Here is a 25,980-nt window from a genome sequence, read left to right on the forward strand (position 1 = left end):
GGTGGAACAGCAACTGCCCTCCCGAGCGGGCGAACGGCAGATAACCGAGCTCGTCGAGCACGATCAGGTCGAGCCGCGACAGCTGCGCCGCCAGGGTCCCGCCTTTGCCGATCCGGGTCTCCTCTTCGAGGCGTGTCACCAAAGCAAGTCGGACCCCATCAGGCCATTAAGGGTGGACGGGGCGGAAATGGGGGGCTAACCTGACGCTAGTTGAGCTAAATACGCCCTTCGATTTAGCACAAAGATTAGCACACTAGCGCAAAACTGCTTGAATTTCTCAGGATTTTCAGTATCTTGTGGTAGTCGCTATCTGACTCAAAATCGAGTTCCGCAAGGAGTGCTGGTTCGAGTCCGGCCAGGGGCACCATTCTCGCATCGCTGGCGGATGCTGGGGGGAGAAGCGTTCACCGTGGCCATCATCGAACCGGCGGCGGTGCCCGCATCCGCGCGGCGCGGCCGCCTTTATAGCCAGCTCTATTTTCAGGTGCTCGTCGCGATCGTGGCGGGGGTGCTGGTGGGCGTGCTCTGGCCGGAGACGGGCGCGGCGCTGAAGCCGCTGGGCGATGCGTTCATCAAACTGGTGAAGATGATCATCGCGCCGCTGATCTTCCTGACCATCGTCACCGGGATTGCCGGTATGGGCGAGCTTCGGTCGGTGGGGCGGGTTGCGGGCAAATCCTTCGCCTATTTCCTCTTCTTCTCGACGCTTGCGCTGGTGGTCGGGCTGGTTGTCGCCAATGTCGTGCAGCCGGGCGCAGGCATGAATATCGACCCGGCCACGCTCGACCCCCAGTCAGTCAGCGATTATTCGGCAAAGGCGCACGATCAGACGCTTGTCGGCTTCCTGCTCAATATCATTCCGTCCACCTTCACGGGCGCCCTCGCCGGCGGCGAGATTTTGCAGGTGCTGTTCGTTGCGATCCTGTTCGGCATCTCGCTTTCGCTGATCGGCGAGCGCGGCGCGCCGGCGCTCGCCGTGCTTCAGTCGCTGTCGGCCGCTTTCTTCCGACTGGTGGCGATCCTGATGCGCGCCGCGCCGATCGGTGCGTTCGGCGCGATGGCCTTCACGATCGGCAAGCACGGGGTTGCCAGCCTTGCTAATCTCGCCGCGCTGCTGGCGACTTTCTATCTTACCTCGGCCTTGTTCATATTCGTCGTTCTGGGCGCCGTCGCGGCGTGGAACGGATTTTCGATCCTTCGGCTGATCCGCTATCTGCGCGCCGAGCTGTTGCTGGTGCTTGGCACGTCGTCGTCCGAAGCGGCGCTCCCCAGCCTGATGGAGAAGATGGAGGCCGCCGGCTGTCCCAAGGCCGTCGTCGGGCTGGTCGTCCCAACCGGATATAGTTTCAACCTCGACGGCACCAACATCTATATGACGCTGGCGGCGCTGTTCATCGCGCAGGCGACGGGTGTCGAATTGTCGCTTGGCGATCAATTGCTGCTGCTCGGCGTGGCGATGCTGAGTTCGAAGGGCGCGGCTGGTGTCACCGGTGCGGGGTTCATCACGCTGGCGGCGACGCTGTCGGTCGTCCCGGCCGTTCCCGTGGCAGGCATGGCGCTGATCCTCGGGATCGACCGATTCATGAGCGAGTGCCGGTCGATCACCAACTTCATCGGCAATGCCGTCGCGACGGTCGTTATCGCGCGCTGGGAAGGCGGCCTCGATCGCGAGGCGCTTCGGCTGGCGCTCGACCCGCAACCGGCGAGGGAGCATCGCTGACGTCTTGCGGTGCGCGGCACCGCTGTGCGCGGCCGGACGATTTCACCGATTTTGCATTTAATCCTGCCGATTTGGCACCGTTAAAATATGCAAATTGAGAAATTTATTCATACTCGACAGGCATGCCGGTTTCAGGATTGGCCCGACATGTTGAGAAGCGATTAACTACGGGCCGCGATGACATTGAGTAACAAGCGAAATTTTGATATGAAACACTGTCTCTATTTGGACTCGTTGTAGTTAGACGATGATATATTCACGGTCCCCCGGCGTTGCTCCGAATGAGGATGGCATGAAGAAACCGCTTGTTTCCAGTGCAGCGATAGAGCCGGCCGTCGGTTCGGACGGCGATCGGCGCGGTTCGGACCGTTATCGGACCGTCTGGCGGATCGCGAAGGTCAAGCGCGACGGCGATTTCGGGCTCTGGCGCGTGCGCAACATGTCGGATCGCGGGATGATGCTGGCGGCCGACGTGCCGATTTCGGTCGGTGAACAGCTGGAAATTGCACTGTCGGACGCGGTCGTGGTGTGCGGCAAGGTCGTCTGGTCCGAAGGGGGGCGCTGCGGCGTCGCCTTCGATCAGGAGGTCGATGTCGCCGATGTCCTGAAGCGGTTGGCCGCCGAACAGCGCGCGAGCGGCTATCGCCAGCCGCGCGTGCCGGTGCATACGCTGGCGCAGGTGATCACCGACGAGGGTACGAGCCAGATCGAACTGGCGGATTTGTCACAAAGCGGGGCCGGCTTTGTACATGACGGCTTGCTGGAAGTCGGCAAGGAGCTTGAACTGGTGCTTGCCGGGGACATCCGCCGCAAGGCCATCGTGCGCTGGGCACGGGGCAATCGCGGCGGACTGTGGCTGACCCAGCCGCTCGACCGCACCGATCTGGAAAGCATTCGCCGCTTCCAGAATTGAGCCTCAGGCTGCCCCTTTCACGATCTTCGCCCAGGGGTTGAGGTCGGGTTCGGCGATTTTGGACAGCGTGTTCCGGTCGCGATGCTGGAAGATGTCGTCGCGGCCTTTGACCGCTAGCATCGTGTCCGACACATAGCTCCACGACCCGTCCTCATGAAAGTCGATCGTCAGTTCGTAGCGATCGGTACGGAAGGCGAGATCGAGAAATGTCGTCGAACAGATGCCATATTCGGTCTGTCCCCGCTCGGCCTTGACGACGAGGCGTTTCGCGTCGGGTTTGGCGTGACCCGCCGCGATCGCGATCTGGCCGCGCGGAATGGCCAATGTCTGTAGAATCAGGCCCGTCGATGCCTCGTACAGCCAATAGCCCACCTGATCGTGGAAGGTGATGTCTTCTTCCCGCGTGTTGATGTGAACATGGTAGCGCAGGCCATAAAATAGCTGCGGCCCGTTGGCTTGCGGGTCGATCGGTTGCATCTCGATCCGCTCGTAATATTTGCGTGTCTCGGGGCCGTCGGCCTTGGGATTGACGTCGATGCCGCGCTCACCCTCCCAGATTCCCGCAAGCCGGCGCAGCGGCCCGAGGTTGGCGAGCGTTTCGGGATCGACGTCCTCGGGTTCGGTAAAGATGTCGTCGGGTAGTTCCATCGCATTCCCCCTCGATAGCGATCAGATATCTTCGACCAGCCGCCCGTAAAGTTGCGGCCGACGATCGCGGAAAAAGCCCATGCCGGCGCGATGCTTCGCTGCGCGGTCGAGATCGATCTCCTCGACAAGGACGCCCGTTTCGGCAGCACCGAACGCCTGCGTCAGATCGCCCCACTCGTCGGTGATGAAGCTGTGGCCATAGAAATTCGCATCGCCCTCTGCGCCGATCCGGTTGGCGGCGATCACCGGCATGCAGTTCGAGACGCTATGCCCCTGCATCGCGCGGCGCCACATGCGGCTGGTGTCGAGGTCCGCGTCATAGGGCTCGCTGCCGATCGCGGTCGGATAGAAGAGCAATTCGGCGCCCATCAGCGCCATCGCGCGCGCGCATTCGGGATACCATTGGTCCCAGCAGACGCCGACGCCGATCCGGGCGCCGAACAGGTCCCACACCTTGAAGCCTGTGTTGCCGGGGCGGAAATAATATTTTTCCTCATACCCCGGACCATCGGGGATGTGGCTCTTGCGATAGGTGCCCATGATATCCCCATCGGGGCCGATCATTGCCAGCGTGTTGTAATAGTGCGGGCCGTCCTTTTCGAAGAAGCTGGTCGGGATCGCGACCCTCAGCTTCGCGGCGAGCGCCTGCATCGCGACGACACTGGGATGCTCGGCCGTCGGGCGCGCGGACGCGAACAGCGCCTCGTCCTCGATCTGACAAAAATAGGGTCCTTCGAACAACTCGGGCGGAAGGATGATTTGCGCGCCCTTCGCCGCTGCGTTCTCGACGAGCACAGTCACGGCCTCGATATTCGGATGAACAGGGCCGGGCAGGGGAAGCTGCAATGCGGCGACGGTGATGGTGCGGGTCATGGGGCGGATATAGGCGAGACCGGGCTTCTTGCCAGCCCCAAAGCAGAAGTCGATCTTCCACGTGCGTCATCCAGGCCTTCGCCCGGATGATGGTCGTTTTAGCCCGGAAGTTGCTGGCTGGAGCAATGAAAGCTGCCGCCGCCGACGATAATGCCGCGCGCGGGCACGCCGACGGCACGGCGGTCGGGAAAGAGCGCGGCGAGCGTCTCGACCGCCAGTCGATCATTGGCGACGCCATAGGTAGGGACGACCACGGTCGTGTTGCCGATGTAGAAATTCATATAGCTCGCGGCGACCAGTTCGCCGTCGATTTCGACGCGGCCGGGCGAGGGTAGATCGACAATCTCGACCTCGCCAAACGCCGCCGTCCGCGTGCGCGCGTCGGCATAGATGGCCGCATTGGGATCATCGCTGCCCGTCGCAAGCGGGACCGCGAGCCGGCCCTCGCCGACGAAGCGCGCGAGATTGTCGACGTGACCATCGGTATGGTCGCCGACCAGCCCGTTGCCCAGCCACAACAGCCGGTCGATCCCCAGCGACTGGTGCAGCCTGACCGCGATATCCTCGCGCGTCAGCGTCGGGTTGCGGTTGGTATTGAGCAGGCATTCCTCCGTCGTGACACAGAGGCCGGTGCCGTCGACGTCGATGCCGCCGCCTTCCAGCACCCAATCCTGATCGTCGACGGGAAGGCCCGACCCGGCAGCGAGCGCGGCGCCGACCTCCTGATCGCCCGGCATGACGAACTTTTCGCCCCACCAGTTGAATTCGAAATTGCGGGCGCGGCGTGCCGCGCCCGTGCCCGCGATGATCGGCCCCGTGTCGCGCAGCCAGATGTCGCCGAGCGGCTGGATCAGGATGCGCACGCCCGAATCGACGAGCGCGGCGGCAATATCCGCCTGTGCGTCGTCGTTGACGACCAGCCGCACCTCTTCGCCGCGGCCGCCATCGTGGACGGCGTTGGCGAAGGCGGCGATGTCGGCGCGGGCAGCGTCTATCTGTCCCGCCCACTCATCCCGGAGGTGCGGGAAGCCGATCCACACCGCTTCGTGCGGCGCCCATTCGGCAGGCATGCGCAGCGTCATGGGCGCCTGGTCTTTGGCTATTTCGCCGGGCGCGATTTGTCGCGCGCGGCCCGGAACTCGTCGCCGGCGTTCCAGTTCGGCCATGCGTCGGTCGATGCAAGCATGCGGCCGGCGGCGTAGAAAAGTTTCAGGTCGGCGAGCATGCCGTCCCAATTCTTGATCGCTTCATATTCGTCGGCGGGCGCGTGATAGCGGTTCTTCTCATAGTCTTCCGACGCCTTCTTGCCGGCTTCCTTGCCGCCATCGACCAGGTCTTCGCCAGCGCCGAAGTTGAAGAAGGGCACGCCGAGCTTGGCAAAGCTGAAGTGATCCGAACGATAGTAGAAACCCTTTTCAGGCGTCGGCTCGTCCACGATCGTGACGTTGGCCGCCTTGGCGATCTTTTCGAGATAGACATCCAGTTCCGACTTGCCGCGGCCGACGACGACGATGTCCTTCGCGGGACCGTTCGGATTGAGCGAATCCATGTTCACGCCGCCGACGGTCTGGGCGAGCGGGAAGATCGGGTTTTCGGCGTAATATTTCGAACCGAGCAGGCCCGATTCCTCGGCCGTGACCGCAAGGAAGACAACGCTGCGGTCGGGCGCGCCGGCCTTCTGATAAGCCTGCGCCAGCGTCACCAGTCCGGCGATGCCGCTCGCATTGTCGACGGCGCCGTTGCAGATATCGTCGCCGTTCACGGGCGTGCAGCGGCCGAGGTGATCCCAATGACCGGTATAGAGCACATATTCGTCCGGACGCTTGGTGCCCGGCAGCACGCCGACGACGTTGCGCGACATCTTCTTCGAAATTTCGTTGTCGAAGCTCAGCGATGCCTTCACGCCGGTCAGCGCCACCGGCTTGAAGCCTTTCTTGCCAGCGGCAGCGCGCAGCTTGTCGAAATCCTGACCGGCGCTCGCGAACAATTCCTTCGCTTTGGACAGCTGGATCCAGCCGTTGGCGGCGGTTTCCTTGGCGCCGCCATCCTTGGTCTCCGCAAGGTAATTGGCGCCCGTGTTGCTGCTTTCGACGACGTTCCAGCCATAAGCGGCGGGTTCGGTGTCGTGGACGATCAGCACGGCCGCTGCGCCCTGCCGCGCGGCTTCCTCATATTTATACGACCAGCGCCCATAATAGGTCATGGCGCGACCGTTGAATTCGCCCTTGGTTTCCTTGGTCTGCCAGTCGGGGTCGTTGACGAGGACGACCACTGTCTTTCCCTTCACGTCGAGTCCGGCATAGTCATTCCAGCCTTTTTCAGGGGCGTTGATGCCGTAACCGACGAAGACGACGTCGCTGTCCTTGATGACGGTCCGCGGCTGCACGCGATAGCTGTTGGCGACATAGTCCGTCGCATATTGCAGCGTGACCGGTGCCTTGCCGCCGGTGAAGGTAAGCGGCGTCGCGTTCTTCGGCGTGATCTCGACAAGCGGCACATCCTGCGTCCACTTGCCATTGTTGCCAGGCTTCAGCCCTGCTTCCTCGAACTTCTTGATCAGATAGGCGACGGTCTTTTCCTCGCCTGCCGTGCCGGGGGCGCGGCCCTCATAGGCATCCGATGACAGCTCCTTCGTGACGTCCTGCAGCGTCTGGAGCGACAGTTCGGGGAACTGGACCTCGGGAAGCGAAGCCGCGTCAGGCGCGGCGGCTTTTTCGCCGCCACTGCATGCGGCGACGGACAGAAGGACCGCGACAGCCGCGGTGGTTCGGGGGAAGCGAAGCATGAAATTTCCTTGGCTCATCGTGTTCGATGGCGAGGCTTGTGCCAGACCGTTTCCGATGAAACAAGATTGGCGTCATGCCCCGGTTGGAGTGGGCCGGGCGACCGCCACGAAACCGCCACGATAAAGGGAGGCAGCGAGGCTGCCTCCCTTTCGATCCGTGCGATGATCCTGCGATCAGGCGTAGTTCGGACGAAGCATCGGCTTCCGGCGCCGCAAGAGCCCCCCCATCAGGCCGAAGCCGAGGAAGAACATCAGCCAGGTCGTCGGTTCGGGAACCGCGGCCGCGGTGGGAGCCGCGAACGGCTGGAAGTTGGCGTCGACGACGCCCTTGCTGCCCAGGTTGACGACGAGATTGTCCGCAGCGCCGTGGAACGTGCCGTTCCAGCCGCTGCCGACGCCGATTTCGATACGTTTGATCACCGTGTTGGCGTCGAGGTCGATCGTCGACTTGCCGCCGGCGGTAAACACGCCGCCGTTCATATAGTCTTCGAGCGTCTTGTTATAGACGGGGACTTCGCTTCCGGTCCGCTGATAGAAATATCCGTCGGTGATGTCGGCGTGAATCCAGTTGTCCGGCGTCACCGTCACGCCGTTATAGACGGCTTCCCAGATCAGATATCCGGTCTGCTGCAAGCCGAAAAGCCCGCTGTAGGTGAAGGCGAGACGGATGACCGGCGCGAAATGGGCGGTCGCCGTCGAGCTGGAGTCGCGGAAGAAGTCGAACGAAATGCCGTTGCCCGCAACGATGTCGCCAAGCGTTACGTTTGTCAGATTATAGGTAAAGTCGGCTTTGCCGGCTGCGGCGGTCGTATTGAATTCGAGCGAGCCGGTCTGGCCTGCACCGCCGGGAATATAGGTGTCGGTAATGGCCACGCTGCCCCGGCTGTTGACGTTCGCGGGCTGCCATCCGTTCAAGTTGCCCGGCAGGATTTCGGTCGCCAGCGCGGAGGCCGGCAGCGCTGCTGCGAGCAGGAAAGGTGCAGCGATCAAAGCGAATTTATTCATGATTCCCCCAGCTTAAATTGCGACCTGCCGCCGCCTAGGGGTTAACAATTCTTTCGTCAAACCTAACAAAAGTTCAGAATCGCTTAACCTGTTTCATTTTGAGGCAGACCGACCGGTGGCATCGGCGGAAGTGTGGATGGCATTCCAGCCGCTCCCGCCACGAACATCTTGGAACGAAGCAGGCGAGTTGGCTTCGGCAAATGATTATCCGGCGCGATTTCCGTCGCGGCGTTTCGCACCACTAGGGTTTCAAAACTGCTTGATAATTCCGAGAGCATGATCAGTTTGCGTGTTGAAAACTGAGACGGGGACGCAGGATGATTTCGGGAAAACACGCCATCTGGAGCACGGTGGCAGCTTTGGGCATGGCTTTCGTCCCTGCTGGTGGCGCGCAGGCGCAGGACAAGGACAATGCGGCGCGGTTCGGAGCGCTTGAATCGATTCTGGATGTCAGCTTGTCACCCGACGGCAAACAGCTGGCGTTTATCGAGCAGGGCGTGAAGCGAATGCGCCGTCTTTATGTCGTCGATACGACGGAAGGCGCCCGGCCGCGGCAGATTTTGTCGAGCGACGGAGGGGCGGGGGGCAATCTGAGCTGGTGCGGCTGGGTGACGGCGACCCGGCTTGCGTGCCAGACGTTCGCGCGCGCCCAGGTCGCCGGCGACATCTATGGCGCGACGAACATCATTGCCCTCGATGCGGCGGGCGGAAATCTCAAGGTTCTCAGCAACCGCCGAAACAGCCGTTCGCTCTATTCCGATTTTCGTGGTGGCAGCGTGCTCGATTGGTCGGCATCGGACAATGGGTCGCTGCTGATGACGCGCAGCTATGTTCCCGAGTATGATACGGGGACAAGAATCGCCAGTCGCAGGGAAGGTCTGGGAGTCGATCAAATCGATTCCGTAACAGGGGCTTCGCATCGTGTGGAGGTCCCCAACGACGACGCGATTTTCTATCTTTCCGACGGCCATGGACAGGTCCGCCTGATGGCGACCCAGTCGTGGATGGGCAGCGGTCAGATAAACCCGATCATCCACTTTCTTTATCGTCCGAAAGGCGGAGGAAACTGGAAACCGCTGTCGGATTACGACGTTGCCAGTGAAAAGGGATTTGAGCCGCTCGCGATCGACCCGTCTACCGACCGCGTATTCGGTTTCGACCGCGTGGACGGGCGCAAGGCCGTGGTGGCGATGCCGCTCGATGGCAGCGGCGCGGCGACGACCATCTATGCGCATCCTGAGGTCGATGTCGATGACATCATTCGGATCGGTCGCAACGGCCGGATCGTTGGCGTTTCCTTCGCCACCGACAAGCGTGTTTCGGTGATGACGGACCCTGCGATGGAGCGGATGACCGAGGCGTTGTCAAAGGCGCTTGGAGGAAAGCAGATATTGATCTCCGATGCCTCGGCCGATGAGAGCAAATATCTTGTCCGCGCGAGTTCCGACACCGACCCTGGGCAATATTTCCTCTTCGATCCAAAGGCGAAAATACTGCGGCCGTTGCTTGGTGAGCGTGATGCGCTTGCTTCGCTGACGCTCTCGCCAGTCCAGCCCATCAACTATCCGGCTGCGGATGGCACGATGATACCAGGCTACCTGACGCTGCCGCCTGGTCGCAGTGACGCGAAAGGACTGCCCGCTATCGTCATGCCGCATGGTGGGCCGTCCGCCCGCGACGAGTGGGGTTTCGACTGGATGGCGCAATATTTCGCGCAAAGCGGCTATGCGGTGCTGCAGCCCAATTTCCGCGGTTCGTCGGGCTATGGCGATGCCTGGTATCAGAAGAACGGCTTTCAATCGTGGCGCACTGCGATCGGCGACGTCACCGACGCGGGGCGATGGCTGGTTTCCGCGCAACAGGGGGCTGACCCGGCAAAGCTGTCGATCGTCGGTTGGTCATACGGTGGCTACGCCGCGCTTCAGTCCGGCGTACTGGCCCCCGATTTGTTCAAGGCGATCGTGGCCATCGCACCCGTCACCGATCTGGATCAGTTGAAACGCGAGGAGGCCAGCAAGGGCGGCGGAGAGATCAACGCACGCTTCATCGGCTCCGGCCCCCACATCAAGGAAGGCTCACCGGCCCAGAATGCGGAAGCGATCAAGGTCCCCGTCCTGATGTTCCACGGGAGTTTCGATCAGAATGTCGATATCGCGCAATCGCGAACGATGAAGCGCGCGCTCGATGCGAAGGGCAAGCGCGCCGAATTGATCGAGTATCCCGAGCTGGCGCACAGTCTGGAAACGGGCGAGGCGCGAACGGATATGTTGCGCAAGATATCGGCCTTCCTGCCGCACTGAAACGAAAAGGGGCGGCCCGTTTCCGGACCGCCCCTTTGAAATATGATGTTGAATCCGATCAGCGCGAATAGAATTCCACGACGAGGTTCGGTTCCATCTTCACGGGATAGGGCACTTCATCCAGCGTCGGAACGCGAACGAAGGTCGACTTGGTGCCGTCGATCGCCAGATATTCGGGCAGATCGCGCTCGGGCAGGCTCTGCGCTTCGGCAACCAGCGCCATTTCCTGCGCCTTCTTGCCCAGGGTGACTTCGTCGCCCGGCTTCACGAGGCGGCTCGCGATGTTGCACTTCACGCCGTTCACATAGACGTGGCCGTGGCTGACGAGCTGGCGCGCCGAGAAGATGGTCGGCGTGAACTTCGAGCGATAGACCACTGCGTCGAGGCGGCGCTCCAGCAGACCGATCAGGTTCTGACCGGTGTCGCCCTTCATGCGCGAGGCTTCGAAATAGTTCTTCTTGAACTGCTTTTCGGTGATGTCGCCGTAATAGCCCTTCAGCTTCTGCTTCGCGCGGAGCTGGATGCCGAAATCCGACATCTTGCCCTTGCGGCGCTGGCCGTGCTGGCCCGGGCCATATTCGCGGCGGTTGACGGGGCTCTTCGGGCGACCCCAGATATTCTCGCCCATGCGGCGGTCGAGTTTATACTTGGCGCTCTGGCGCTTCGACATTGTCGTCTCCAATTTGCTGTGTGCCGAAGGATTTCGGCGGTTCCCGGGTCGCACCACATGGGCATGCGCCATGTGCGACCGCCGCTTCACCGGGGTGCGGGGTCCATTGCGAAGGCGCGCGGTTAGACGGGAAGCTGCACGAAGTCAAGCCCGTGGCCCGATGCTGGACGAAGCGAAAAAAGCCGTTAAAGGCAGCGCGCATGACCGCACCCAAATTGCCCCAAGACTGTGAAACGATGCGCGACGTGCGCGCCGGAGTCGATCAGGTCGATCGTGAGTTGGTCGCGATCCTTGCCCGCCGCTTCGGCTATATGGACGCCGCCGCCCGCATCAAGCCCGACCGCGAAAGCGTTCGCGACGAAGCGCGCAAAGCCGAGGTGCTCGACAACGTCGCGCGCGAAGCCGAGGAGGCGGGGCTGGAGCCCGCGCGATTGCGTGCGGTCTGGAACGAACTGGTCGAACAGTCGATCGCGTATGAGGTCGTTCGCTGGGACCGCCTGCGCACAGGCGGCTGATCGCGCCTAATTTGTCGCGCCGCCTTGCGGCTTGTTGCTGTCGGAATTCGCGACTTCGCCCTTGGTCGGCGATGGTTCGACGACCGTGCGGCACACCTTTTTGGGTACCGTGCTGCCGGTCATCTCGATCTTTTGGCAGACTTTTTTCGGCTTCGCCGGCTTGGCCGGCTGGGTTGTCGGGGTGCTATCGGGCGCAGTCGCGCTCGCGACCGCAAGGGTCAATGAAAGTGCAGTAAGCAGCATGAAAATGCTCCAAAAGAGATGGGATCAGACGTCACACGTCCGAACTGGCGCTGTCGGATAACGACGCCTCGTCATAGAATCGCTGAGACGTGCCGGATTCAGTTACCGCCCTTGAACCGGACATCGCCACGAAAATTGGAATCCTGATTGTTCCATTCTTCCTGGGTCTTGCAGATCTTTTTGCGCATGCGTGAACCGGTGTGTTCGTCTTCACGGCAGATTTTTGGGGGTTTGGGCGGTTTGGCGCTCTCAGTCGTCGGTACCGGGGTCGAAGAAGAATCCGGCGCTGCAGCGGACAGTAGAAGCGCGAAGGCGAGCGAAAGCATCATATTCTCCAAAGTCAGATGGGCGCTCGTTATCGCGATCGAGGCGTTCTGCCAAGTGCGGTGACGATTCCGTGCATCATCCTGATATCATTGTGCGACCAACCGGCTTTGGTGAGCATGGTCCGAAGCGTTCGTAGCGTCGCTTCCGTGCGGTCTTCCGGAAAGAAATAGCCGGCAGTGTCCAGATCACGAACGAAATGCTGGATGAGTGCTTCCAACTCGGCATGCGGGGCCGGAGGGTCGAGCGGCGCATCGGGCGGACTCGCCAGCGCGACGCCCTTCGACCATTCATAGGCCATCAGGATCACCGCCTGCGCCAAGTTGAGCGATCCGAATTCGGGATTGATCGGCACCGTGACAATCTTGTGCGCGAGCGCCACGTCGTCCGTCTCGAGCCCCGAACGTTCGGGGCCGAACACATAGGCCGAACGACCGGCGTCCGCGTGCACCTCTTGCGCGGCAGCTTCCGGCGTAAGCACGGGTTTGCTGACACCGCGTTTGCGGACCGTGGTTGCATAGATCGTCGTGCAATCGGTAACCGCGTCGGCCAGCGTATCGAACAGGGTGGCGCGGGCGAGCACGACGTCGGCGCCCGACGCGGCCGGGCCGGCGTCAGGGTTGGGCCAGCCGTCGCGCGGCGCGACCAGGCGCAGCTCGGTCAGCCCGAAGTTGAGCATCGCGCGCGCAGCCTTGCCGATATTTTCGCCAAGCTGCGGCCGAACGAGGACGATGACGGGGGGAGGGGCTTTGTTCGCCAAGGATCAGTTCTTATGTGCGGCCTCGGTAATCGAGGACGCAAATTCCTCGAAATCCTTGGCTTCGGTGAAATCGCGATAGACGCTCGCGAAGCGGATATAAGCGACATTGTCGAAGCCCTTGAGCGCTTCCATCACCATCGCCCCGATCTGCGCGGCCTGCACCTCGTTGTCCCCCGAGGTTTCGAGCTGGCGCTGGATGCCCGACACCAGCCGTTCGATGCGGGCGCCGTCGATCGGGCGTTTCCGGCACGCGATCTGGACGCTGCGCATCAGCTTCTCGCGGTCGAACGGCTCGCGTCCGCCGCCTGCCTTCAGGACGGCCACGTCACGGAGCTGGATGCGCTCAAAGGTCGTGAAGCGCGCACCGCAATCCTCGCACTGGCGACGACGGCGGATGGCGGCGCCATCCTCCGTCGGCCGGCTGTCCTTCACCTGACTGTCTTCATGGCCGCAATAAGGACAACGCATGGATCAGCGTTTCACCCGCGTATAAAGGGCGATCGCCGCCCCCGCGAACAGCCCGACCGGCCAGCTGACGACTGGAAGCACGGCCCCCGCGATCGCACCGACGACGCCGCCGGTCAGCACAGGGCGCGTCGACGGGTGGTCCATTCCCTGCTTGCCCATCGCCTTGACCTCTTCGATCGTCAGCTCGACAAGTGTCGGTTCTTCGGGGGTTTGGCGCGCCATTTCCCTTATCCCTGATAGATCGGGAAGCGTTGGCACAGCGTGCGCACGCGGCCGCGGACATTCGCTTCGACATCGGCGTCGCCCTGTTCGCCCTTGTCGCGCAGCGCCTCAAGAACGTCGGCGACCATGTCGCCGATTTCCTCGAACTCGGCGACACCGAAGCCGCGCGTGGTGCCTGCGGGCGAGCCGACGCGAATGCCGCTGGTCTTGACCGGCGGCAACGGATCGAAAGGAACACCGTTCTTGTTGCAGGTGATGGCGCTCCGCTCGAGCGCTTCGTCGGCATCGCGGCCGGTGATGCCGAGCGGGCGAAGGTCGATCAGCGCGAGGTGCGTGTCGGTGCCCCCCGCGACGACATCGGCACCGCGCGCCTTCAGGCGGTTCGCCAGCGCCTGCGCATTGGCGATCGTCGCTTTCGCATAGTGCTTGAACTCGGGACGCAGCGCTTCGCCGAACGCGACGGCCTTCGCGGCGATGACATGCATCAACGGGCCGCCTTGCAGGCCCGGGAAGACAGCCGAGTTGATCCGCTTGGCGATGGCTTCGTCGTTGGTCAGGATCATGCCCCCGCGTGGGCCGCGCAACGTCTTGTGCGTCGTGGTGGTCACGACATGGGCATGTTCCATCGGCGAGGGGTGCGCGCCGCCGGCGACGAGGCCCGCGAAATGGGCCATGTCGACCATCAGCAACGCGCCGACGTCATCGGCGATCGCACGGAACCGCGCGAAGTCGAGCGTGCGGGGATAGGCAGAGCCGCCGGCGATGATCAGCGCCGGGCGATGCTCCTTCGCCAGCGCCTCCACCTGATCGAAATCGACGAGGTGATCGTCGGCGCGGACGCCATATTGTACCGCGTTGAACCATTTGCCCGAGAGGGCGGGCGCCGCGCCATGGGTCAGGTGACCGCCGGCGTCGAGGCTCATCCCGAGGATCGTTGCGCCCGGCTTAGTCAGCGCCAGCATCACGGCGCCGTTGGCCTGTGCGCCCGAATGCGGCTGGACGTTGGCATAGCCGCAGTCGAACAATTGTTTCGCGCGGTCGATCGCCAGCGTTTCGACCTCGTCCGACGGCGCGCAGCCCTGATAATAGCGCTTGCCGGGGTAACCCTCGGCATATTTGTTCGTGAAGACCGATCCCTGCGCCTCCAGCACCGCCTTCGAGACGATGTTTTCCGACGCGATCAGTTCGATCTGATACTGCTCCCGCTCCATTTCATGCTTCATCGCGGCGGCAACGGCCGGGTCGGTCGCGGCGACGCCATCGGTGAAATAGCCGGCCGATTTGATGGGCTTGTCGAGCGTTTCGGTGGTCATCGGCTGATCTCCAGTTGGGGCGGGTTGGAAAGCTTGTCGACGCGGCGCGCATGGCGGTCGCCGGCGAAGTCGGTGGTCAGAAAGGCGGCTATGCAGGCTTTCGCCATGTCGATGCCGGTCAGGCGGGCACCCAGCGCAAGGACGTTCGCGTCATTATGCTCACGCGAAAGCCTTGCCGACAGCGGTTCGGATACGAGCGCGCAGCGGCAGGCCGGGTTTCGATTGACCGAGATCGAGATGCCGATACCCGAACCGCACAGCGCGACGCCGCGTTCGGCGCTGCCGTCGGCAATGGCGGACGCGAGGCGATAGCCATAATCGGGATAATCGACGCTTTCGGGACCATTGGTGCCCAGATCGGCAACATCATGCCCCTCGGCACGCAACCAGTCGGCGAGCACGGCTTTCAGCTCGTAAGCAGCATGGTCAGAGGCAATCGCGATGCGCATCGGCGCGGCTCCCGCAGATCAAAGGGAATCGATGAGCGCGCTTTAGGCGAAGCTTTCAGGATTGACCATAAGCGAGGTGGCAAATTTGTGCCGTCAGCGATAAGGCGACGGCATGTCTGATACGATCATGTCCGTGCTGATGCTGGCCGGCGTCGCGCTGACCGGCGGGGCGATCTATATCTTCCGGACCGGCGACCGGAAACGCGCGTTGCTGATGCTGGTCGCGGCGCTGGTGATGTTCGCCAACCTCGCCATCTGGTTGGTCCCGACACAGTAGAAAGATCCTCCCCGCGGTGCAGCCGTGGGAGGGGGGCCGTCGCCGCAGGCGATAGTGGAGCGGCGGCAAGATCGCGCCATGCCCCTCCGTCAGCCCTTCGGGCTGCCACCTCCCCATGGCTGCGCCACGGGGAGGGTAGAGTGGCTAGCGGATCGGCGAGTCGGGTGCGAGCCGCATATCCAGATAGTTATCGAGCGACTTCATCAACTGGTCGAGCTCATGCTCGAAGAAATGATTGGCGCGCGGGATCTCGTCGTGATGGATCGTGATGCCCTTTTGCGTGCGCAGTTTATCGACCAGCTTCTGGATCGCGGCCGGGGGGACGATCTCGTCCTGACCACCCGCGACGATGATGCCAGACGACGGGCAGGGCGCGAGGAAGCTGAAATCATACATGTTGGCCGGCGGTGCGACCGACAGGAAGCCGCGAATCTCGGGGCGGCGCATCAAAAGCTGCATGCCGATCCAGGCGCCGAAGCTGAAACCCGCGACCCAGGTCGTCTGTGCCTCGGGATGGATCGACTGCACCCAGTCAAGCGCCGAGGCAGCGTCGCTGAGTTCGCCGATGCCGTTGTCGAACGTGCCCTGGCTGCGGCCCACGCCGCGAAAGTTGAAACGCAGCACCGCGAAACCGCGCGCGACGAAGCTTTTGTACATCGCCTGGGTGATGCGGTCGTTCATCGTGCCGCCACCCTGCGGATGCGGATGCAGGATCAGCGCGACCGGCGCGCGCGGGCGCGGCGGGGGCGAAAAACGGCCTTCGATGCGGCCCTCGGGACCGGGGAAAATGACGTCGGGCATGGGCGCACCTCTTATCTTTTTTGAGCTCAAGGCCGAATCGCCGGCTGGCGGGGTGGCGGAGCGAAGCGGCGCCTATACAGAGAACAGGTCTCGACTTGCAACTTTTGCGAATCGTTCGCAATAATGGGCTGTTTGACCGGCGTTCGCGATCGCCGATCCGGTCCGGGATGACGACCAGTCCGCGCGGTCATACGGGCATCGCTCGACACCAACGGGATTAGCGGGCAAATGCCGCGAATGATCTACCTCGACTATCAGGCGACGACGCCGCTTGCCCCGGAGGCGCGCGAAGCGATGCTGCGCTGGCTGGCGGGGCCGGGCGAGGGAGAAGGTTTCGCCAATCCGTCGAGCACCCACAAGGGAGGGCGCGCCGCCGCCGCCGCCGTCGAGGTGGCGCGCGATCAGGTCGCGGCGTTGCTGCCGAAGGGCGGACGTGTGTTCTTTACATCGGGCGCGACCGAGGCGCTCAACTGGGCGTTGTTCCGCGGCGCACAGGCAAAGCCCGGCGGGGTCGCGGGGCTCAGCATCGAACATGCCGCCTCGCTGCAATGCCTCGAACGGTTGAATGCGGCGATCCTGCCCGTGGATAGCAAGGGCGTGGCCCTGCCGCCCGATGCCGCGCTGATTCCCGAAAACGGTCTCGTCGCGACGATGTTGGTGAACAACGAGGTCGGGACGATCCAGCCTGTCGCGGACTTCGCCGCCGCCGCGCATGCCAGGAACAGCCTGCTGCTCTGCGACGCGGTGCAGGGCTATGGCCGCGTCGCCATTCCCGACGCGGCCGACCTGATCGCAATCTCGGCGCACAAGATCCACGGGCCAAAGGGCATCGGCGCGCTCTGGGTTCGCGACGGCGTCGATCTGGAACCGCTGATGTTGGGCGGCGCGCAGGAACAGGGAATGCGATCGGGGACCGTATCCCCGGCACTCTGCGCCGGTTTCGGGGCCGCCGCAGCGCTGGCGGCCGAGCGTTTCGATGCGGATGCCGCGCATGTCGAGCGCCTGTGGTCGCTCGCGGAGGAAATGCTGCCCGAATGGACGCTCAATGGCGCGGCGCACCCGCGCTATCGCGGCAACTTCAATGTCCGGCGCGAGGGGGTGAACGGCCTTCGCCTGATGTCCGACGCCCGCAATGTCGCCTTCTCGCTCGGGAGCGCGTGTGGTAGCGGATCGGGCAAGGTCAGCCACGTGCTGCGCGCGTTGGGGGTCAGCGAAGCCGACGCACGCGCCTCGATCCGTCTGGGTTGGGGGCGCTATACGAGCGAAGCGGAGCTCCGCGACGGATTGAACGCGATCAAGGATGCGGCGCGGCTGCAGGGAGTGAATTGAGTGCGCGTCACCTTCGTTCATGCTGACGGCAAGGGGTGTACCGAAGCGGAGGTGGCGCCCGGCGACATTCTCCTCGATGTGGCGCAAGCACAGCTCATGCCGCTCGAAGGAACGTGCGAAGGCCAGATGGCCTGCTCCACCTGCCATGTCATCGTCGCCAAAGAGGATTTCGACCGCTTGCCGCCGGCCAGCGAGATGGAGGAAGACATGCTCGACCTTGCGGCGGGGGTGCGGCGGACAAGCCGGCTGGCGTGCCAGATTGTCCTGACCGAGGACATGGACGGGCTGACCGTCCATATTCCGGCCGAAAGCCGCAACATGCAGGGGCCGCGCTGACCGGGGACTGATGACGGGGGCAACAAGGGGAGGCGGCAAGCATGCGACACCTGTTGGCGTTTCTTGTCGGGCCGCTGTGTCTGACGGCCTGCGGTGACAAGTCTGGCACGCCCCCCGATGCCGCGCCGCCGGTTGCCTTTGTCCGCCAGACGGCGGACGCGGTCGATCACGGCGCACGGGTGGCGAATGTCCTTGGCTGCACCGGCTGCCACGGTGCGGACCTTGCCGGAGAGGATTGGAGCGACCCGGAGTTCGCGATCATGTGGACGTCGAACCTCAGCCGCTTCGTACCGACGGTGACCGATGCCCAGCTTCGGACAGTCATCACCCACGGGAGGCGTCCCGACGGGACGGCATTATGGGGCATGCCCTCGCATCTCTTCACCCGGTTGGCGGAGCGTGACATGGCGGCCCTTGTCGTCTTCCTGCGCAGCAAGGCCCCGACCGGCGCGGAGCATCCGCGGCCGGTGTTCAAGGCGCTGGGGCAAAAGGAGATTGCGGAAGGCCTGTTCAAATCCGCGCCGGTCGAAGTCGCCGAACAGGGCGGGCTCTGGCCGCCCGATGCAGGGGCCGATCACGCGCTGGGCCGCTATATCGTTCGTGCGACATGTGCGGAATGTCACACGATGACCCTGCGCGGCGGCACGCCCTATCCCGGCGCCGAACCGCGCCCCGATCTGCGGATCGCCGCCGCCTATGACGACGCGGCGTTCAATCGCATGCTGCGCACCGGCATCGCGCCGGGGGAACGCAAGCTCGCGTTGATGGGCGAGGTTGCGCGGGGTCGGTTCCGCCATCTGACCGACGCCGAAATCGCCGCGATCCTTGCCTATCTGCGTGCGGTGGCGGCGAAAGATCCCTGATCGCGCGCACGCTTGCATTTCCGCTTTCGCGCCGCCATATGCGCGGCGGGAGTCGGGCGGACGCCGTCTTCGCCAACCCGGTCAGGTCCGGAAGGAAGCAGCCGCAACGAATTCGCGGCGGGTCGTTCCGGCTCCCACCCTCACCACAATTCGATCGAGTTGCGCAGCTTGCGCTTATAGGCGGGGCGAAAGCGCTTGATGGCGCGCAGCCGACGATAGGGCAGTCGGGTCGCAAATTTGCTCAGTTCATGGGCAGCATCCGTGTCGCCCAGCCGTGCGGCACGACGAAGCCATAGACGATATCCCTGCAGATCGTTCCGCGCAAAACAGTCCATCGCCATATGCTGTGCGGCGTTGGCATCGCCGCCTCGCCATGCCCTTCGATACCAATATGGTGCGAAGGCCGGATGGCCGAAACCGACGCCTTCCAAAGCAAAGTCGCACGCATGAGTGACCTGTCCATGACGATGGCCGCTGCAGGCCAGCGCGTTGAAAAGCGGTCTGCAGTGTCCGTTCTTCAATCCAGCCTGAATATGCAGGGCGCGGTCGTAAAGAGCGTCGAGTTTGACCATGTCGCGAAACATGGGATCGTGATGCATCTTGCTTTCGACAAAGGCAAGCTGACCCCCTAAGACGGGCGGATGAGCGATTCCGCCGATGACGATACCCCGATGCTGGGGATGGACCTGCCCGCCACCGCTCCACCTGCGTCGTCGGGGCCGTATCGCGTTCTCGCCCGCAAATATCGCCCGCAAACCTTTGCCGAATTGATCGGCCAGGATGCGATGGTGAAGACGCTGGGCAACGCGATCGCGCGCGACCGGCTGGCGCATGCCTTTCTGATGACCGGGGTGCGCGGGGTCGGCAAGACATCGACGGCGCGCCTGATCGCCAAGGCGCTGAACTGCATCGGGCCAGACGGGCAGGGCGGCCCGACGATCGATCCATGCGGCATCTGCGAACCGTGCCGCGCGATTACCGAAGGGCGTCATATCGACGTGATCGAGATGGACGCCGCGTCGAACACCGGGGTGGACGACGTGCGCGAGATTATCGAGGCGGTACGCTATGCCGCGGTCTCTGCGCGTTACAAGATCTATATCATCGACGAAGTGCACATGTTGTCGCGTAATGCCTTCAACGCACTGTTGAAAACGCTCGAAGAACCGCCGCCGCACGTCAAATTCCTGTTCGCAACCACCGAAGTGAACAAGGTGCCGGTGACGGTGCTGTCACGCTGTCAGCGCTTCGACCTTCGCCGCATCACCCCCGACATGCTGTTCGCGCACTTCAGCGCAATCCTGCAAAAGGAGGGCGTCGAGGCCGAAGCGCCCGCGATCTGGTTGATCGCGAGCGCTGCCGAGGGATCGGTTCGCGACGGATTGTCGATACTCGACCAGGCGATCGCGCACGCCGATCTGGAGGCCGGAGCGGGTGGCGGCACGATCAGCGCCGATCAGGTGCGGACCATGCTTGGGCTGTCCGACCGGACGGCGATCACGCAGTTGATGGCGGCGATCCTCGAAGGCGACAGCGGTGGCGCGATCGACCTGGCGCGCGCGCAATATGCGTTGGGGATCGAACCGGTCGCGATGGTGCGCGGGTTGATGGACCTGACCCATGCCGTCACGCTGGCCAAGGTGGCGCGGCACGAGGATCCTGCGCTTGCCGAAAGCGACCGGGAGCGCATCGGCGACTGGGCCATGAAGCTGGGCTTCGCGCCGCTCAATCGCCTCTGGCAATTGCTGCTCAAGGGGCATGACGAGGTTCTGCGCGCGAACAATCCGCTCGAACATCTCGAAATGCTGTTGCTGCGCGTGATCTATGCCGCTTCGCTGCCCGATCCGGGCGAACTTGCCAAGTTGCTTGAGGCAGGCGGCGGGGCGACGATACCGCCCGCCGCGCCGGCGAGCGCGGGCGGGCGGGAAACCATGGCGGCCGAACCGGCGTCCGGGACGCCCGAGACAGCGCCGGTCGAGTTCCCGGCGTCAGCACTTACCATTGCGCAGATTCATCACCTTCTCGAAACGACCGGAAACCATCAGCTTGCGCGGCAAGTCTATGACGATCTCAAGCTTTTGCAGCTGGAACCGGGACTGCTTGTCTATGCGCCCGTGTCGGCGCTCGACGCGGGGTTCGCACGCAGCCTTGGCGAGGCGCTCCTCGCCGCGACAGGCAGCCGCTGGCAGGTGCGGGCGGGTGAGGGGGAGGGGCGGCCGAGCCTTGGCCAGATGCGCCAGGTAAAGCTTGCCGACAATGATGCCCGGATTCGCGAATTGCCTGTGGTAAAGGCCGCTCTGGCCGCTTTTCCGGACGCAAGGCTTGTCGAAGGCGACAACAACCAGCATAGGTCCCAATCATGAAATCGATCGAAGAAATGATGAAGGCGGCGCAGGAAGCCGCCGCCACCGTTCAGGCCCAGATGCAGGAAGCGCAGGCGAAACTCGACAACGTCGAGGTCGAAGGCGTCTCGGGCGGCGGGCTGGTCCGGATTACCGCCAGCGCGAAGGGCCGGATCAAGTCGATCCAGATCGATGACAGCCTGATCGTTCCGTCGGACAAGCAGATGCTGGAGGATCTTCTTGCCGCGGCGTTCAACGACGCCCGCGAAAAGGCCGACCGCGCGAGCAACGAGGAAATGGGCCGGATGACCAGCGGCCTTCCGCTTCCCCCAGGCTTCAAATTGCCGTTTTGATACCCTTTCGCCGGGATGACGGATTGTGATCGGGGTGCGAACGGTCCACGTTCAGCACAGCGACATTGAATGCGCGGCAAGTTACGCCATATTAGCGATGAACACCCTATAAGAAGGGCGGTGCTGCCGACGTTGGGGCCCGCCCAGGAGCCGTAATGACGCAATCTTTCCCTTTGTTGCCGCTGCGCGATATCGTCGTTTTCCCCCATATGATCGTCCCGCTGTTCGTCGGTCGCGACCGTTCGGTCGCCGCGCTCGAAGCCGCGATGGAAGCCGACAAGGAAATCTTCCTCGTCGCCCAGCTCGATCCCGGCGAGGACGATCCGCAGCGCGATGACCTGTATGAAACCGGCGTGATTGCGACGGTTTTGCAGCTTCTGAAGCTGCCCGACGGCACTGTCCGCGTGCTGGTCGAGGGCAAGGAGCGTGCGAAGCTCATGAGCCTTGCGAATGAGGGCAAGGCGGTGGTGGCGACCGTCAAACCGATCGCCGACACCCACGACGACAGCGTCGATACGGCCGCGTTGATGCGATCGGTGGTCGATCAGTTCGAAAGCTATGCCAAGCTGAACAAGAAGATGCCCGCCGAGACGGCGGTGCAGCTTTCGCAGATCGAGGATGCGTCGCGTCTGGCCGATTCGGTCGCGGGGAACCTCAACATCAAGGTTTCGGACAAGCAGGCGCTGCTCGTCGAGGATGCGCCTGCGAAACGGCTGGAAATGGTCTTCGCCTTCATGGAAGGCGAACTGGGCGTGTTGCAGGTCGAAAAGAAGATTCGCGGTCGCGTGAAGCGGCAGATGGAAAAGAGCCAGCGCGAATATTATTTGAACGAGCAGCTCAAAGCGATCCAGCGCGAACTCGGCAATGACAATGGCGAGGGCGGTGACGATCTGGCGGAACTCCAGCTCAAGATCGACAGCCTCAAGATGTCGAAGGAGGCCAAGGCCAAGGCCAATGCCGAGATCAAGAAGCTGCGTGCCATGGCGCCGATGTCGGCCGAAGCCACGGTCGTGCGCAACTATCTCGACACGCTGATCGGCCTGCCGTGGGGCAAGAAGTCGAAGCTGAAGAAGGATATCGCGAAGGCGCAGGCCGTCCTCGACGACGACCATTATGCGCTCGAAAAGGTCAAGGACCGGATCGTCGAATATCTGGCGGTACAGGCGCGCACCAACAAGCTGAAAGGTCCGATCCTGTGTCTCGTCGGCCCGCCGGGCGTGGGCAAGACCTCGCTCGGCCGCAGCATCGCAAAGGCGACGGGCCGCGAGTTCGTGCGCCAGTCGCTGGGCGGCGTGCGCGACGAAGCCGAAATCCGCGGCCATCGCCGCACCTATATCGGCTCGCTGCCGGGCAAGATCGTGACGAACCTGAAAAAGGCGGGCACGATGAACCCGCTGTTCCTGCTCGACGAGATCGACAAGCTGGGTCAGGATTTTCGCGGCGATCCGGCGTCGGCCTTACTGGAAGTGCTCGATCCAGAGCAGAATGCGAAATTCCAGGACCATTATCTGGAAATCGACGTCGACTTGTCGGACATCATGTTCGTCACCACTGCGAACTCGCTGAACCTGCCGCGGGCTTTGCTCGACCGCATGGAGATCATCCGGCTTGAAGGCTATACCGAGGATGAGAAGGTCGAGATCGCGAAGCTGCATCTGATCGAAAAGCAGATCGAGGCGCACGGCCTGAAGGCGGGCGAATTCGAACTGACCGACGAAGGCCTCCGTGACCTTATTCGCTATTATACGCGCGAGGCGGGCGTTCGTACGCTGGAACGCGAGATCGCGCGTCTGGCGCGCAAGGCGCTGCGCAAGATCCTCGAAGGCAAGGCCGAGCAGGTGACCGTTTCGCCCGATAACCTGGCCGAATTCGCGGGCGTGCGGAAATTCCGCCACGGCGTCACCGATCGCGAAGATCAGGTCGGCGCCGTCACGGGGCTTGCCTGGACCGAAGTCGGCGGCGAACTGCTGACGATCGAAGCTGTCACCGCGTCGGGGAAGGGGCAGGTCCGCACCACGGGCAAGCTTGGTGAAGTGATGACGGAATCGGTTCAGGCCGCGCTTTCGTTCGTCAAGGCGCGTGCGCCGGCCTATGGCATTCGCCCCAGCCTGTTCGCCCGCAAGGACATCCATATCCATCTGCCCGAAGGCGCCGTCCCGAAAGATGGTCCGTCGGCGGGCGTCGGCATGGTCACGGCGATGATTTCGACCCTTACCGGCATTGCGGTGCGCAAGGATGTCGCGATGACCGGCGAAGTGACGCTGCGTGGCCGCGTGCTGGCGATCGGCGGGCTCAAGGAAAAGCTTCTTGCCGCGCTGCGCGGCGGGATCACGACCGTCCTCATCCCCGAAGAGAATGAAAAGGATCTGGTCGAGATTCCGGCGAATATCACTGAAAAGCTGAAGATCATTCCGGTCAGCCACGTCGATGAAGTGCTTGCCGTAGCCCTCGTCAGCCCGGTCGAACCGATCGAGTGGACCGAGGCTGACGAACTTGCCGCTTCGCCGCCGGTTTCGCCCGGAGGCGACCCCGAAACCGCGATTCGGCACTGAGTCATCGGTGCCGGACGCGATTTCGTCCTGAATTCGTCGCAAAATCGTAGTTTTGGGTCGTTTTGCGTCCCTTTTTGCTTTGACAAGACAGGGTCAAACAGCGTTAGTGGCGCGCCATGGCTTCGGGCCATGAATCATTTATCCAACCATAATGCAGGGGTTCCTTAGGCATGAACAAACAAGACCTGATCGCCGCCGTCGCTGACTCGAGCGGCCTGACCAAGGGCGACGCGAGCAAGGCCGTCGAAGCTGTCTTCGACGCGATCACGGGCTCGCTCAAGAAGGGCGGCGAAGTCCGTCTCGTCGGCTTTGGCACGTTCGCCGTCAGCAAGCGTAAGGCTTCGACCGGCCGCAACCCGCGCACCGGCGAAACGATGACCATCGCGGCGTCGAACCAGCCGAAGTTCAAGGCCGGCAAGGCCCTCAAGGACGCCGTCAACTAAGGTTGGCAGGTATCTTTTGGTAAAACGCATCGGGCCGTGGCGAAAGCTGCGGCCCGATTTGCATCTGCGGGCGAAATTTCGGCAAATGGGCGTTGCATTACCCGTGCGAGCGGCTATGGCCGTCCGGCTTTCGGAAGCGTCGGACCCTAGGTCGGCACCGGAACGGGCGCGTAGCTCAGCGGTAGAGCACACCCTTCACACGGGTGGGGTCACAGGTTCAATCCCTGTCGCGCCCACCACGGCCCGGGCGAAGGATCGTCGGCGCGGATATCGCTTGTCAGGCCATTCATCGCCTATTCAATGCATCCGCTCTAGGACCTTGGGCATGTTCCGCACCTTGACCATAACGCTTGCCTCGGCCTTGTTGTTTGCCGGAGGCACACCCGCCGCCGCTCGCGGCGATCGCGATCAGGACAGCCTGCGCGACGCCGCCGCGCAAGGGCAGGTGATCCCGCTCAACCGCCTGATCGCCGAAGTGAAGTCGCGCCCGCCGTATAGCGGCATGAGCTATCTGGGCGGGCCGCAGTTCGACCCGGAACGGATGATCTACGCGCTGAAGTTCATGGACGGGGCGCAGGTGGTCATCGTCTATGTCGATGCCCGAACCGGCCGGATCGTCGGACGCAAACCCTGATATTCGCGAAGTTTCGGATCGATCATCGCAACGACATTTTGCGGTGGACGTTCGGACTTGATACATGTTGTCGCAGAGCGGTCGGACATGATCCGGCGCGCAGAGGAAAGGCGCCCGAATGCGGATTTTGATTGTCGAGGACGAACCCACGCTGGGCCCGCAGCTCAAGGCGACGCTGGAAGGCGCCGGCTATGCCGTCGACCTTGCCACCGATGGCGAGGACGGTCATTTCCTCGGCTCCACCGAAAATTACGACGCAGCGATCCTCGATCTCGGGTTACCCGAGGTCGACGGGCTGACCGTTCTCGACCGCTGGCGGAGGGAGAAGCGCAATTTTCCGGTGCTCGTCCTGACCGCGCGCGACAGCTGGTCGGACAAGGTCGCCGGGCTCGATGCGGGCGCGGACGATTATCTGGCCAAGCCGTTCCAGACCGAGGAACTGATCGCGCGGCTCCGCGCGCTGATCCGCCGTGCCGCCGGCAATGCCTCGAGCGAACTCATCGCCGGCAAGGTCCGCCTCGACACGCGGTCGGGCCGCGTCACCCTGGATGGCGAGCCGGTGAAGATGACCGCGCAGGAATATAAGCTGCTGTCATACCTGCTCCATCACAAGGGCAAGGTGGTATCGCGGACCGAGTTGATCGAGCATATCTACGATCAGGATTTCGACCGCGATTCCAACACGATCGAAGTGTTCGTGACGCGCATCCGCAAAAAGCTGGGGGCAGACATCATCACCACCATTCGCGGTCTCGGCTATCAGCTCGACGATCCGCAATAACGCATGGCAGAGGCCGACGCCGCCACTGCGATAGCGACGGAGGCCGCGAAGCCGGCAGCGC

Annotated in this window: 29 protein-coding genes, 1 tRNA gene, 1 other RNA gene and 1 pseudogene; 16 read left to right on the top strand and 16 right to left on the bottom strand. The window is 63.0% G+C overall.

Translation table 11 applies throughout. The annotated features are described in order from the left end of the window. Positions 1 to 148, bottom strand: a pseudogene (locus JNM03_RS08650) (ATP-binding protein); the annotation flags it as partial. Between the two features lie 267 nt (positions 149 to 415). Here JNM03_RS08650 and JNM03_RS08655 point away from each other — a divergent pair. Both JNM03_RS08655 and JNM03_RS08660 read left to right on the top strand, forming a co-directional pair. After that, positions 416 to 1,720: a dicarboxylate/amino acid:cation symporter gene (locus JNM03_RS08655; RefSeq protein ID WP_294036242.1), complete on the top strand. Its 1,305-nt coding sequence runs from the start codon at positions 416 to 418 to the stop codon at positions 1,718 to 1,720. Positions 1,721 to 2,012: 292 nt separating this feature from the next. Continuing rightward, complete coding sequence (locus JNM03_RS08660; protein ID WP_294036054.1) at positions 2,013 to 2,633, top strand: PilZ domain-containing protein; 621 nt, start codon at positions 2,013 to 2,015, stop codon at positions 2,631 to 2,633. A 3-nt stretch (positions 2,634 to 2,636) separates the two neighbouring features. Here JNM03_RS08660 and JNM03_RS08665 read toward each other — a convergent pair whose 3' ends face one another. From JNM03_RS08665 to JNM03_RS08685, 5 genes are all read right to left on the bottom strand, one after another. Continuing rightward, entirely contained in the window at positions 2,637 to 3,281 is a 645-nt protein-coding gene (locus tag JNM03_RS08665; protein ID WP_294036055.1) for a heme-binding beta-barrel domain-containing protein, read from the bottom strand. Positions 3,282 to 3,302: 21 nt separating this feature from the next. Further along, a complete protein-coding gene (aguB, locus tag JNM03_RS08670; RefSeq protein WP_294036056.1) occupies positions 3,303 to 4,154 on the bottom strand; it encodes an N-carbamoylputrescine amidase in 852 nt (283 codons plus the stop codon). A 98-nt stretch (positions 4,155 to 4,252) separates the two neighbouring features. Further along, positions 4,253 to 5,236 carry an agmatine deiminase family protein gene (locus JNM03_RS08675; RefSeq protein ID WP_294036057.1) on the bottom strand — a complete coding sequence of 328 codons (984 nt, stop codon included), beginning with the start codon at positions 5,234 to 5,236 and terminating at the stop codon, positions 4,253 to 4,255. Between the two features lie 17 nt (positions 5,237 to 5,253). Beyond that, complete coding sequence (locus JNM03_RS08680) at positions 5,254 to 6,939, bottom strand: M28 family metallopeptidase (RefSeq protein WP_294036058.1); 1,686 nt, start codon at positions 6,937 to 6,939, stop codon at positions 5,254 to 5,256. 174 nt (positions 6,940 to 7,113) lie between these two features. Further along, complete coding sequence (locus tag JNM03_RS08685; protein WP_294036059.1) at positions 7,114 to 7,944, bottom strand: PEPxxWA-CTERM sorting domain-containing protein; 831 nt, start codon at positions 7,942 to 7,944, stop codon at positions 7,114 to 7,116. 365 nt (positions 7,945 to 8,309) lie between these two features. Here JNM03_RS08685 and JNM03_RS08690 point away from each other — a divergent pair, with 365 nt between their 5' ends. Beyond that, positions 8,310 to 10,244 carry a S9 family peptidase gene (locus JNM03_RS08690; RefSeq protein ID WP_294036060.1) on the top strand — a complete coding sequence of 645 codons (1,935 nt, stop codon included), beginning with the start codon at positions 8,310 to 8,312 and terminating at the stop codon, positions 10,242 to 10,244. Between the two features lie 58 nt (positions 10,245 to 10,302). Here JNM03_RS08690 and rpsD read toward each other — a convergent pair whose 3' ends face one another. Next, the gene (rpsD, locus tag JNM03_RS08695; RefSeq protein ID WP_294036061.1) at positions 10,303 to 10,914 is read right to left on the bottom strand and encodes a 30S ribosomal protein S4; all 612 of its coding nucleotides are present in this window, start codon (positions 10,912 to 10,914) and stop codon (positions 10,303 to 10,305) included. A 200-nt stretch (positions 10,915 to 11,114) separates the two neighbouring features. On the opposite strand from rpsD, the gene JNM03_RS08700 reads away from it, so the two are divergent. Continuing rightward, positions 11,115 to 11,429, top strand: a complete 315-nt coding sequence (locus JNM03_RS08700) for a chorismate mutase (protein ID WP_294036062.1) — start codon at positions 11,115 to 11,117, stop codon at positions 11,427 to 11,429. Between the two features lie 6 nt (positions 11,430 to 11,435). On the opposite strand, the gene JNM03_RS08705 is transcribed toward JNM03_RS08700, so the two are convergent. From JNM03_RS08705 to rpiB, 7 genes are all read right to left on the bottom strand, one after another. Beyond that, complete coding sequence (locus tag JNM03_RS08705) at positions 11,436 to 11,672, bottom strand: hypothetical protein (RefSeq protein WP_294036063.1); 237 nt, start codon at positions 11,670 to 11,672, stop codon at positions 11,436 to 11,438. Positions 11,673 to 11,770: 98 nt separating this feature from the next. Beyond that, positions 11,771 to 12,001 (bottom strand): hypothetical protein, encoded by a 231-nt coding sequence (locus JNM03_RS08710; protein WP_294036064.1) that lies wholly within the window; start codon positions 11,999 to 12,001, stop codon positions 11,771 to 11,773. Between the two features lie 26 nt (positions 12,002 to 12,027). Then, positions 12,028 to 12,756, bottom strand: coding sequence for an RNA methyltransferase (locus JNM03_RS08715; RefSeq protein WP_294036065.1), 729 nt, complete (start codon positions 12,754 to 12,756; stop codon positions 12,028 to 12,030). 3 nt (positions 12,757 to 12,759) lie between these two features. Continuing rightward, positions 12,760 to 13,224 (bottom strand): transcriptional regulator NrdR, encoded by a 465-nt coding sequence (gene nrdR / locus JNM03_RS08720; protein ID WP_294036066.1) that lies wholly within the window; start codon positions 13,222 to 13,224, stop codon positions 12,760 to 12,762. A 3-nt stretch (positions 13,225 to 13,227) separates the two neighbouring features. Next, complete coding sequence (locus JNM03_RS08725) at positions 13,228 to 13,446, bottom strand: hypothetical protein (protein ID WP_294036067.1); 219 nt, start codon at positions 13,444 to 13,446, stop codon at positions 13,228 to 13,230. 5 nt (positions 13,447 to 13,451) lie between these two features. After that, positions 13,452 to 14,759: a serine hydroxymethyltransferase gene (gene glyA / locus JNM03_RS08730; protein WP_294036068.1), complete on the bottom strand. Its 1,308-nt coding sequence runs from the start codon at positions 14,757 to 14,759 to the stop codon at positions 13,452 to 13,454. After that, positions 14,756 to 15,208, bottom strand: coding sequence for a ribose 5-phosphate isomerase B (rpiB, locus tag JNM03_RS08735; protein ID WP_294036069.1), 453 nt, complete (start codon positions 15,206 to 15,208; stop codon positions 14,756 to 14,758). Before rpiB ends, glyA begins: the two co-directional genes overlap by 4 nt. 112 nt (positions 15,209 to 15,320) lie before the next feature. On the opposite strand from rpiB, the gene JNM03_RS08740 reads away from it, so the two are divergent. Further along, positions 15,321 to 15,485, top strand: a complete 165-nt coding sequence (locus JNM03_RS08740; RefSeq protein ID WP_294036070.1) for a hypothetical protein — start codon at positions 15,321 to 15,323, stop codon at positions 15,483 to 15,485. A 144-nt stretch (positions 15,486 to 15,629) separates the two neighbouring features. On the opposite strand, the gene JNM03_RS08745 is transcribed toward JNM03_RS08740, so the two are convergent. Beyond that, positions 15,630 to 16,286, bottom strand: a complete 657-nt coding sequence (locus JNM03_RS08745; RefSeq protein WP_058453864.1) for an alpha/beta hydrolase — start codon at positions 16,284 to 16,286, stop codon at positions 15,630 to 15,632. A gap of 237 nt (positions 16,287 to 16,523) precedes the next feature. Here JNM03_RS08745 and JNM03_RS08750 point away from each other — a divergent pair, with 237 nt between their 5' ends. The 4 genes from JNM03_RS08750 to ffs all read left to right on the top strand — a co-directional run bounded on the left by JNM03_RS08750 (position 16,524) and on the right by ffs (position 18,956). Then, complete coding sequence (locus JNM03_RS08750) at positions 16,524 to 17,615, top strand: aminotransferase class V-fold PLP-dependent enzyme (RefSeq protein WP_294036071.1); 1,092 nt, start codon at positions 16,524 to 16,526, stop codon at positions 17,613 to 17,615. Further along, complete coding sequence (locus tag JNM03_RS08755) at positions 17,616 to 17,951, top strand: 2Fe-2S iron-sulfur cluster-binding protein (RefSeq protein WP_294036072.1); 336 nt, start codon at positions 17,616 to 17,618, stop codon at positions 17,949 to 17,951. A 41-nt stretch (positions 17,952 to 17,992) separates the two neighbouring features. Beyond that, entirely contained in the window at positions 17,993 to 18,814 is an 822-nt protein-coding gene (locus tag JNM03_RS08760; protein ID WP_294036073.1) for a c-type cytochrome, read from the top strand. A 44-nt stretch (positions 18,815 to 18,858) separates the two neighbouring features. After that, positions 18,859 to 18,956: signal recognition particle sRNA small type (gene ffs / locus JNM03_RS08765), an RNA gene on the top strand. Here the strand turns inward: ffs and JNM03_RS08770 are convergent. Continuing rightward, positions 18,955 to 19,386, bottom strand: a complete 432-nt coding sequence (locus tag JNM03_RS08770; protein WP_294036074.1) for a hypothetical protein — start codon at positions 19,384 to 19,386, stop codon at positions 18,955 to 18,957. The two genes, ffs and JNM03_RS08770, sit on opposite strands and share 2 nt — an antisense overlap. A gap of 108 nt (positions 19,387 to 19,494) precedes the next feature. Here JNM03_RS08770 and JNM03_RS08775 point away from each other — a divergent pair, with 108 nt between their 5' ends. The 7 genes from JNM03_RS08775 to JNM03_RS08805 all read left to right on the top strand — a co-directional run bounded on the left by JNM03_RS08775 (position 19,495) and on the right by JNM03_RS08805 (position 25,919). After that, positions 19,495 to 21,177, top strand: a complete 1,683-nt coding sequence (locus JNM03_RS08775) for a DNA polymerase III subunit gamma/tau (protein ID WP_294036243.1) — start codon at positions 19,495 to 19,497, stop codon at positions 21,175 to 21,177. Further along, on the top strand, positions 21,174 to 21,509 hold the full coding sequence (locus JNM03_RS08780; RefSeq protein WP_294036075.1) for a YbaB/EbfC family nucleoid-associated protein: 336 nt from the start codon (positions 21,174 to 21,176) through the stop codon (positions 21,507 to 21,509). Before JNM03_RS08775 ends, JNM03_RS08780 begins: the two co-directional genes overlap by 4 nt. A gap of 155 nt (positions 21,510 to 21,664) precedes the next feature. Then, the gene (gene lon / locus JNM03_RS08785) at positions 21,665 to 24,061 is read left to right on the top strand and encodes an endopeptidase La (RefSeq protein ID WP_294036076.1); all 2,397 of its coding nucleotides are present in this window, start codon (positions 21,665 to 21,667) and stop codon (positions 24,059 to 24,061) included. 170 nt (positions 24,062 to 24,231) lie between these two features. Beyond that, positions 24,232 to 24,504 carry an HU family DNA-binding protein gene (locus JNM03_RS08790; protein WP_037510426.1) on the top strand — a complete coding sequence of 91 codons (273 nt, stop codon included), beginning with the start codon at positions 24,232 to 24,234 and terminating at the stop codon, positions 24,502 to 24,504. 164 nt (positions 24,505 to 24,668) lie between these two features. Further along, positions 24,669 to 24,743 (top strand) — tRNA-Val (locus JNM03_RS08795). An 86-nt stretch (positions 24,744 to 24,829) separates the two neighbouring features. After that, positions 24,830 to 25,138 carry a hypothetical protein gene (locus JNM03_RS08800; RefSeq protein WP_294036077.1) on the top strand — a complete coding sequence of 103 codons (309 nt, stop codon included), beginning with the start codon at positions 24,830 to 24,832 and terminating at the stop codon, positions 25,136 to 25,138. Between the two features lie 118 nt (positions 25,139 to 25,256). Continuing rightward, complete coding sequence (locus tag JNM03_RS08805) at positions 25,257 to 25,919, top strand: response regulator transcription factor (RefSeq protein WP_294036078.1); 663 nt, start codon at positions 25,257 to 25,259, stop codon at positions 25,917 to 25,919. Positions 25,920 to 25,980: the final 61 nt, after the last annotated feature.

It is taken from the genome of Sphingopyxis sp. (assembly GCF_016793825.1).
GTDB lineage: Bacteria > Pseudomonadota > Alphaproteobacteria > Sphingomonadales > Sphingomonadaceae > Sphingopyxis.

What these genes read in the sequence shown, in the direction of transcription:
- JNM03_RS08660 (WP_294036054.1), top strand. Translation starts at nt 2,013, where the DNA reads ATGAAGAAACCGCTTGTTTCCAGTGCAGCGATAGAGCCGGCCGTCGGT.
- JNM03_RS08665 (WP_294036055.1), bottom strand. Translation starts at nt 3,281, where the DNA reads ATGGAACTACCCGACGACATCTTTACCGAACCCGAGGACGTCGATCCC.
- aguB (WP_294036056.1), bottom strand. Translation starts at nt 4,154, where the DNA reads ATGACCCGCACCATCACCGTCGCCGCATTGCAGCTTCCCCTGCCCGGC.
- JNM03_RS08675 (WP_294036057.1), bottom strand. Translation starts at nt 5,236, where the DNA reads ATGACGCTGCGCATGCCTGCCGAATGGGCGCCGCACGAAGCGGTGTGG.
- JNM03_RS08680 (WP_294036058.1), bottom strand. Translation starts at nt 6,939, where the DNA reads ATGCTTCGCTTCCCCCGAACCACCGCGGCTGTCGCGGTCCTTCTGTCC.
- JNM03_RS08685 (WP_294036059.1), bottom strand. Translation starts at nt 7,944, where the DNA reads ATGAATAAATTCGCTTTGATCGCTGCACCTTTCCTGCTCGCAGCAGCG.
- JNM03_RS08690 (WP_294036060.1), top strand. Translation starts at nt 8,310, where the DNA reads ATGGCTTTCGTCCCTGCTGGTGGCGCGCAGGCGCAGGACAAGGACAAT.
- rpsD (WP_294036061.1), bottom strand. Translation starts at nt 10,914, where the DNA reads ATGTCGAAGCGCCAGAGCGCCAAGTATAAACTCGACCGCCGCATGGGC.
- JNM03_RS08700 (WP_294036062.1), top strand. Translation starts at nt 11,115, where the DNA reads ATGACCGCACCCAAATTGCCCCAAGACTGTGAAACGATGCGCGACGTG.
- JNM03_RS08705 (WP_294036063.1), bottom strand. Translation starts at nt 11,672, where the DNA reads ATGCTGCTTACTGCACTTTCATTGACCCTTGCGGTCGCGAGCGCGACT.
- JNM03_RS08710 (WP_294036064.1), bottom strand. Translation starts at nt 12,001, where the DNA reads ATGATGCTTTCGCTCGCCTTCGCGCTTCTACTGTCCGCTGCAGCGCCG.
- nrdR (WP_294036066.1), bottom strand. Translation starts at nt 13,224, where the DNA reads ATGCGTTGTCCTTATTGCGGCCATGAAGACAGTCAGGTGAAGGACAGC.
- JNM03_RS08725 (WP_294036067.1), bottom strand. Translation starts at nt 13,446, where the DNA reads ATGGCGCGCCAAACCCCCGAAGAACCGACACTTGTCGAGCTGACGATC.
- glyA (WP_294036068.1), bottom strand. Translation starts at nt 14,759, where the DNA reads ATGACCACCGAAACGCTCGACAAGCCCATCAAATCGGCCGGCTATTTC.
- rpiB (WP_294036069.1), bottom strand. Translation starts at nt 15,208, where the DNA reads ATGCGCATCGCGATTGCCTCTGACCATGCTGCTTACGAGCTGAAAGCC.
- JNM03_RS08740 (WP_294036070.1), top strand. Translation starts at nt 15,321, where the DNA reads ATGTCTGATACGATCATGTCCGTGCTGATGCTGGCCGGCGTCGCGCTG.
- JNM03_RS08745 (WP_058453864.1), bottom strand. Translation starts at nt 16,286, where the DNA reads ATGCCCGACGTCATTTTCCCCGGTCCCGAGGGCCGCATCGAAGGCCGT.
- JNM03_RS08750 (WP_294036071.1), top strand. Translation starts at nt 16,524, where the DNA reads ATGATCTACCTCGACTATCAGGCGACGACGCCGCTTGCCCCGGAGGCG.
- JNM03_RS08760 (WP_294036073.1), top strand. Translation starts at nt 17,993, where the DNA reads ATGCGACACCTGTTGGCGTTTCTTGTCGGGCCGCTGTGTCTGACGGCC.
- JNM03_RS08770 (WP_294036074.1), bottom strand. Translation starts at nt 19,386, where the DNA reads ATGGTCAAACTCGACGCTCTTTACGACCGCGCCCTGCATATTCAGGCT.
- JNM03_RS08775 (WP_294036243.1), top strand. Translation starts at nt 19,495, where the DNA reads ATGGACCTGCCCGCCACCGCTCCACCTGCGTCGTCGGGGCCGTATCGC.
- JNM03_RS08780 (WP_294036075.1), top strand. Translation starts at nt 21,174, where the DNA reads ATGAAATCGATCGAAGAAATGATGAAGGCGGCGCAGGAAGCCGCCGCC.
- lon (WP_294036076.1), top strand. Translation starts at nt 21,665, where the DNA reads ATGACGCAATCTTTCCCTTTGTTGCCGCTGCGCGATATCGTCGTTTTC.
- JNM03_RS08790 (WP_037510426.1), top strand. Translation starts at nt 24,232, where the DNA reads ATGAACAAACAAGACCTGATCGCCGCCGTCGCTGACTCGAGCGGCCTG.
- JNM03_RS08800 (WP_294036077.1), top strand. Translation starts at nt 24,830, where the DNA reads ATGTTCCGCACCTTGACCATAACGCTTGCCTCGGCCTTGTTGTTTGCC.
- JNM03_RS08805 (WP_294036078.1), top strand. Translation starts at nt 25,257, where the DNA reads ATGCGGATTTTGATTGTCGAGGACGAACCCACGCTGGGCCCGCAGCTC.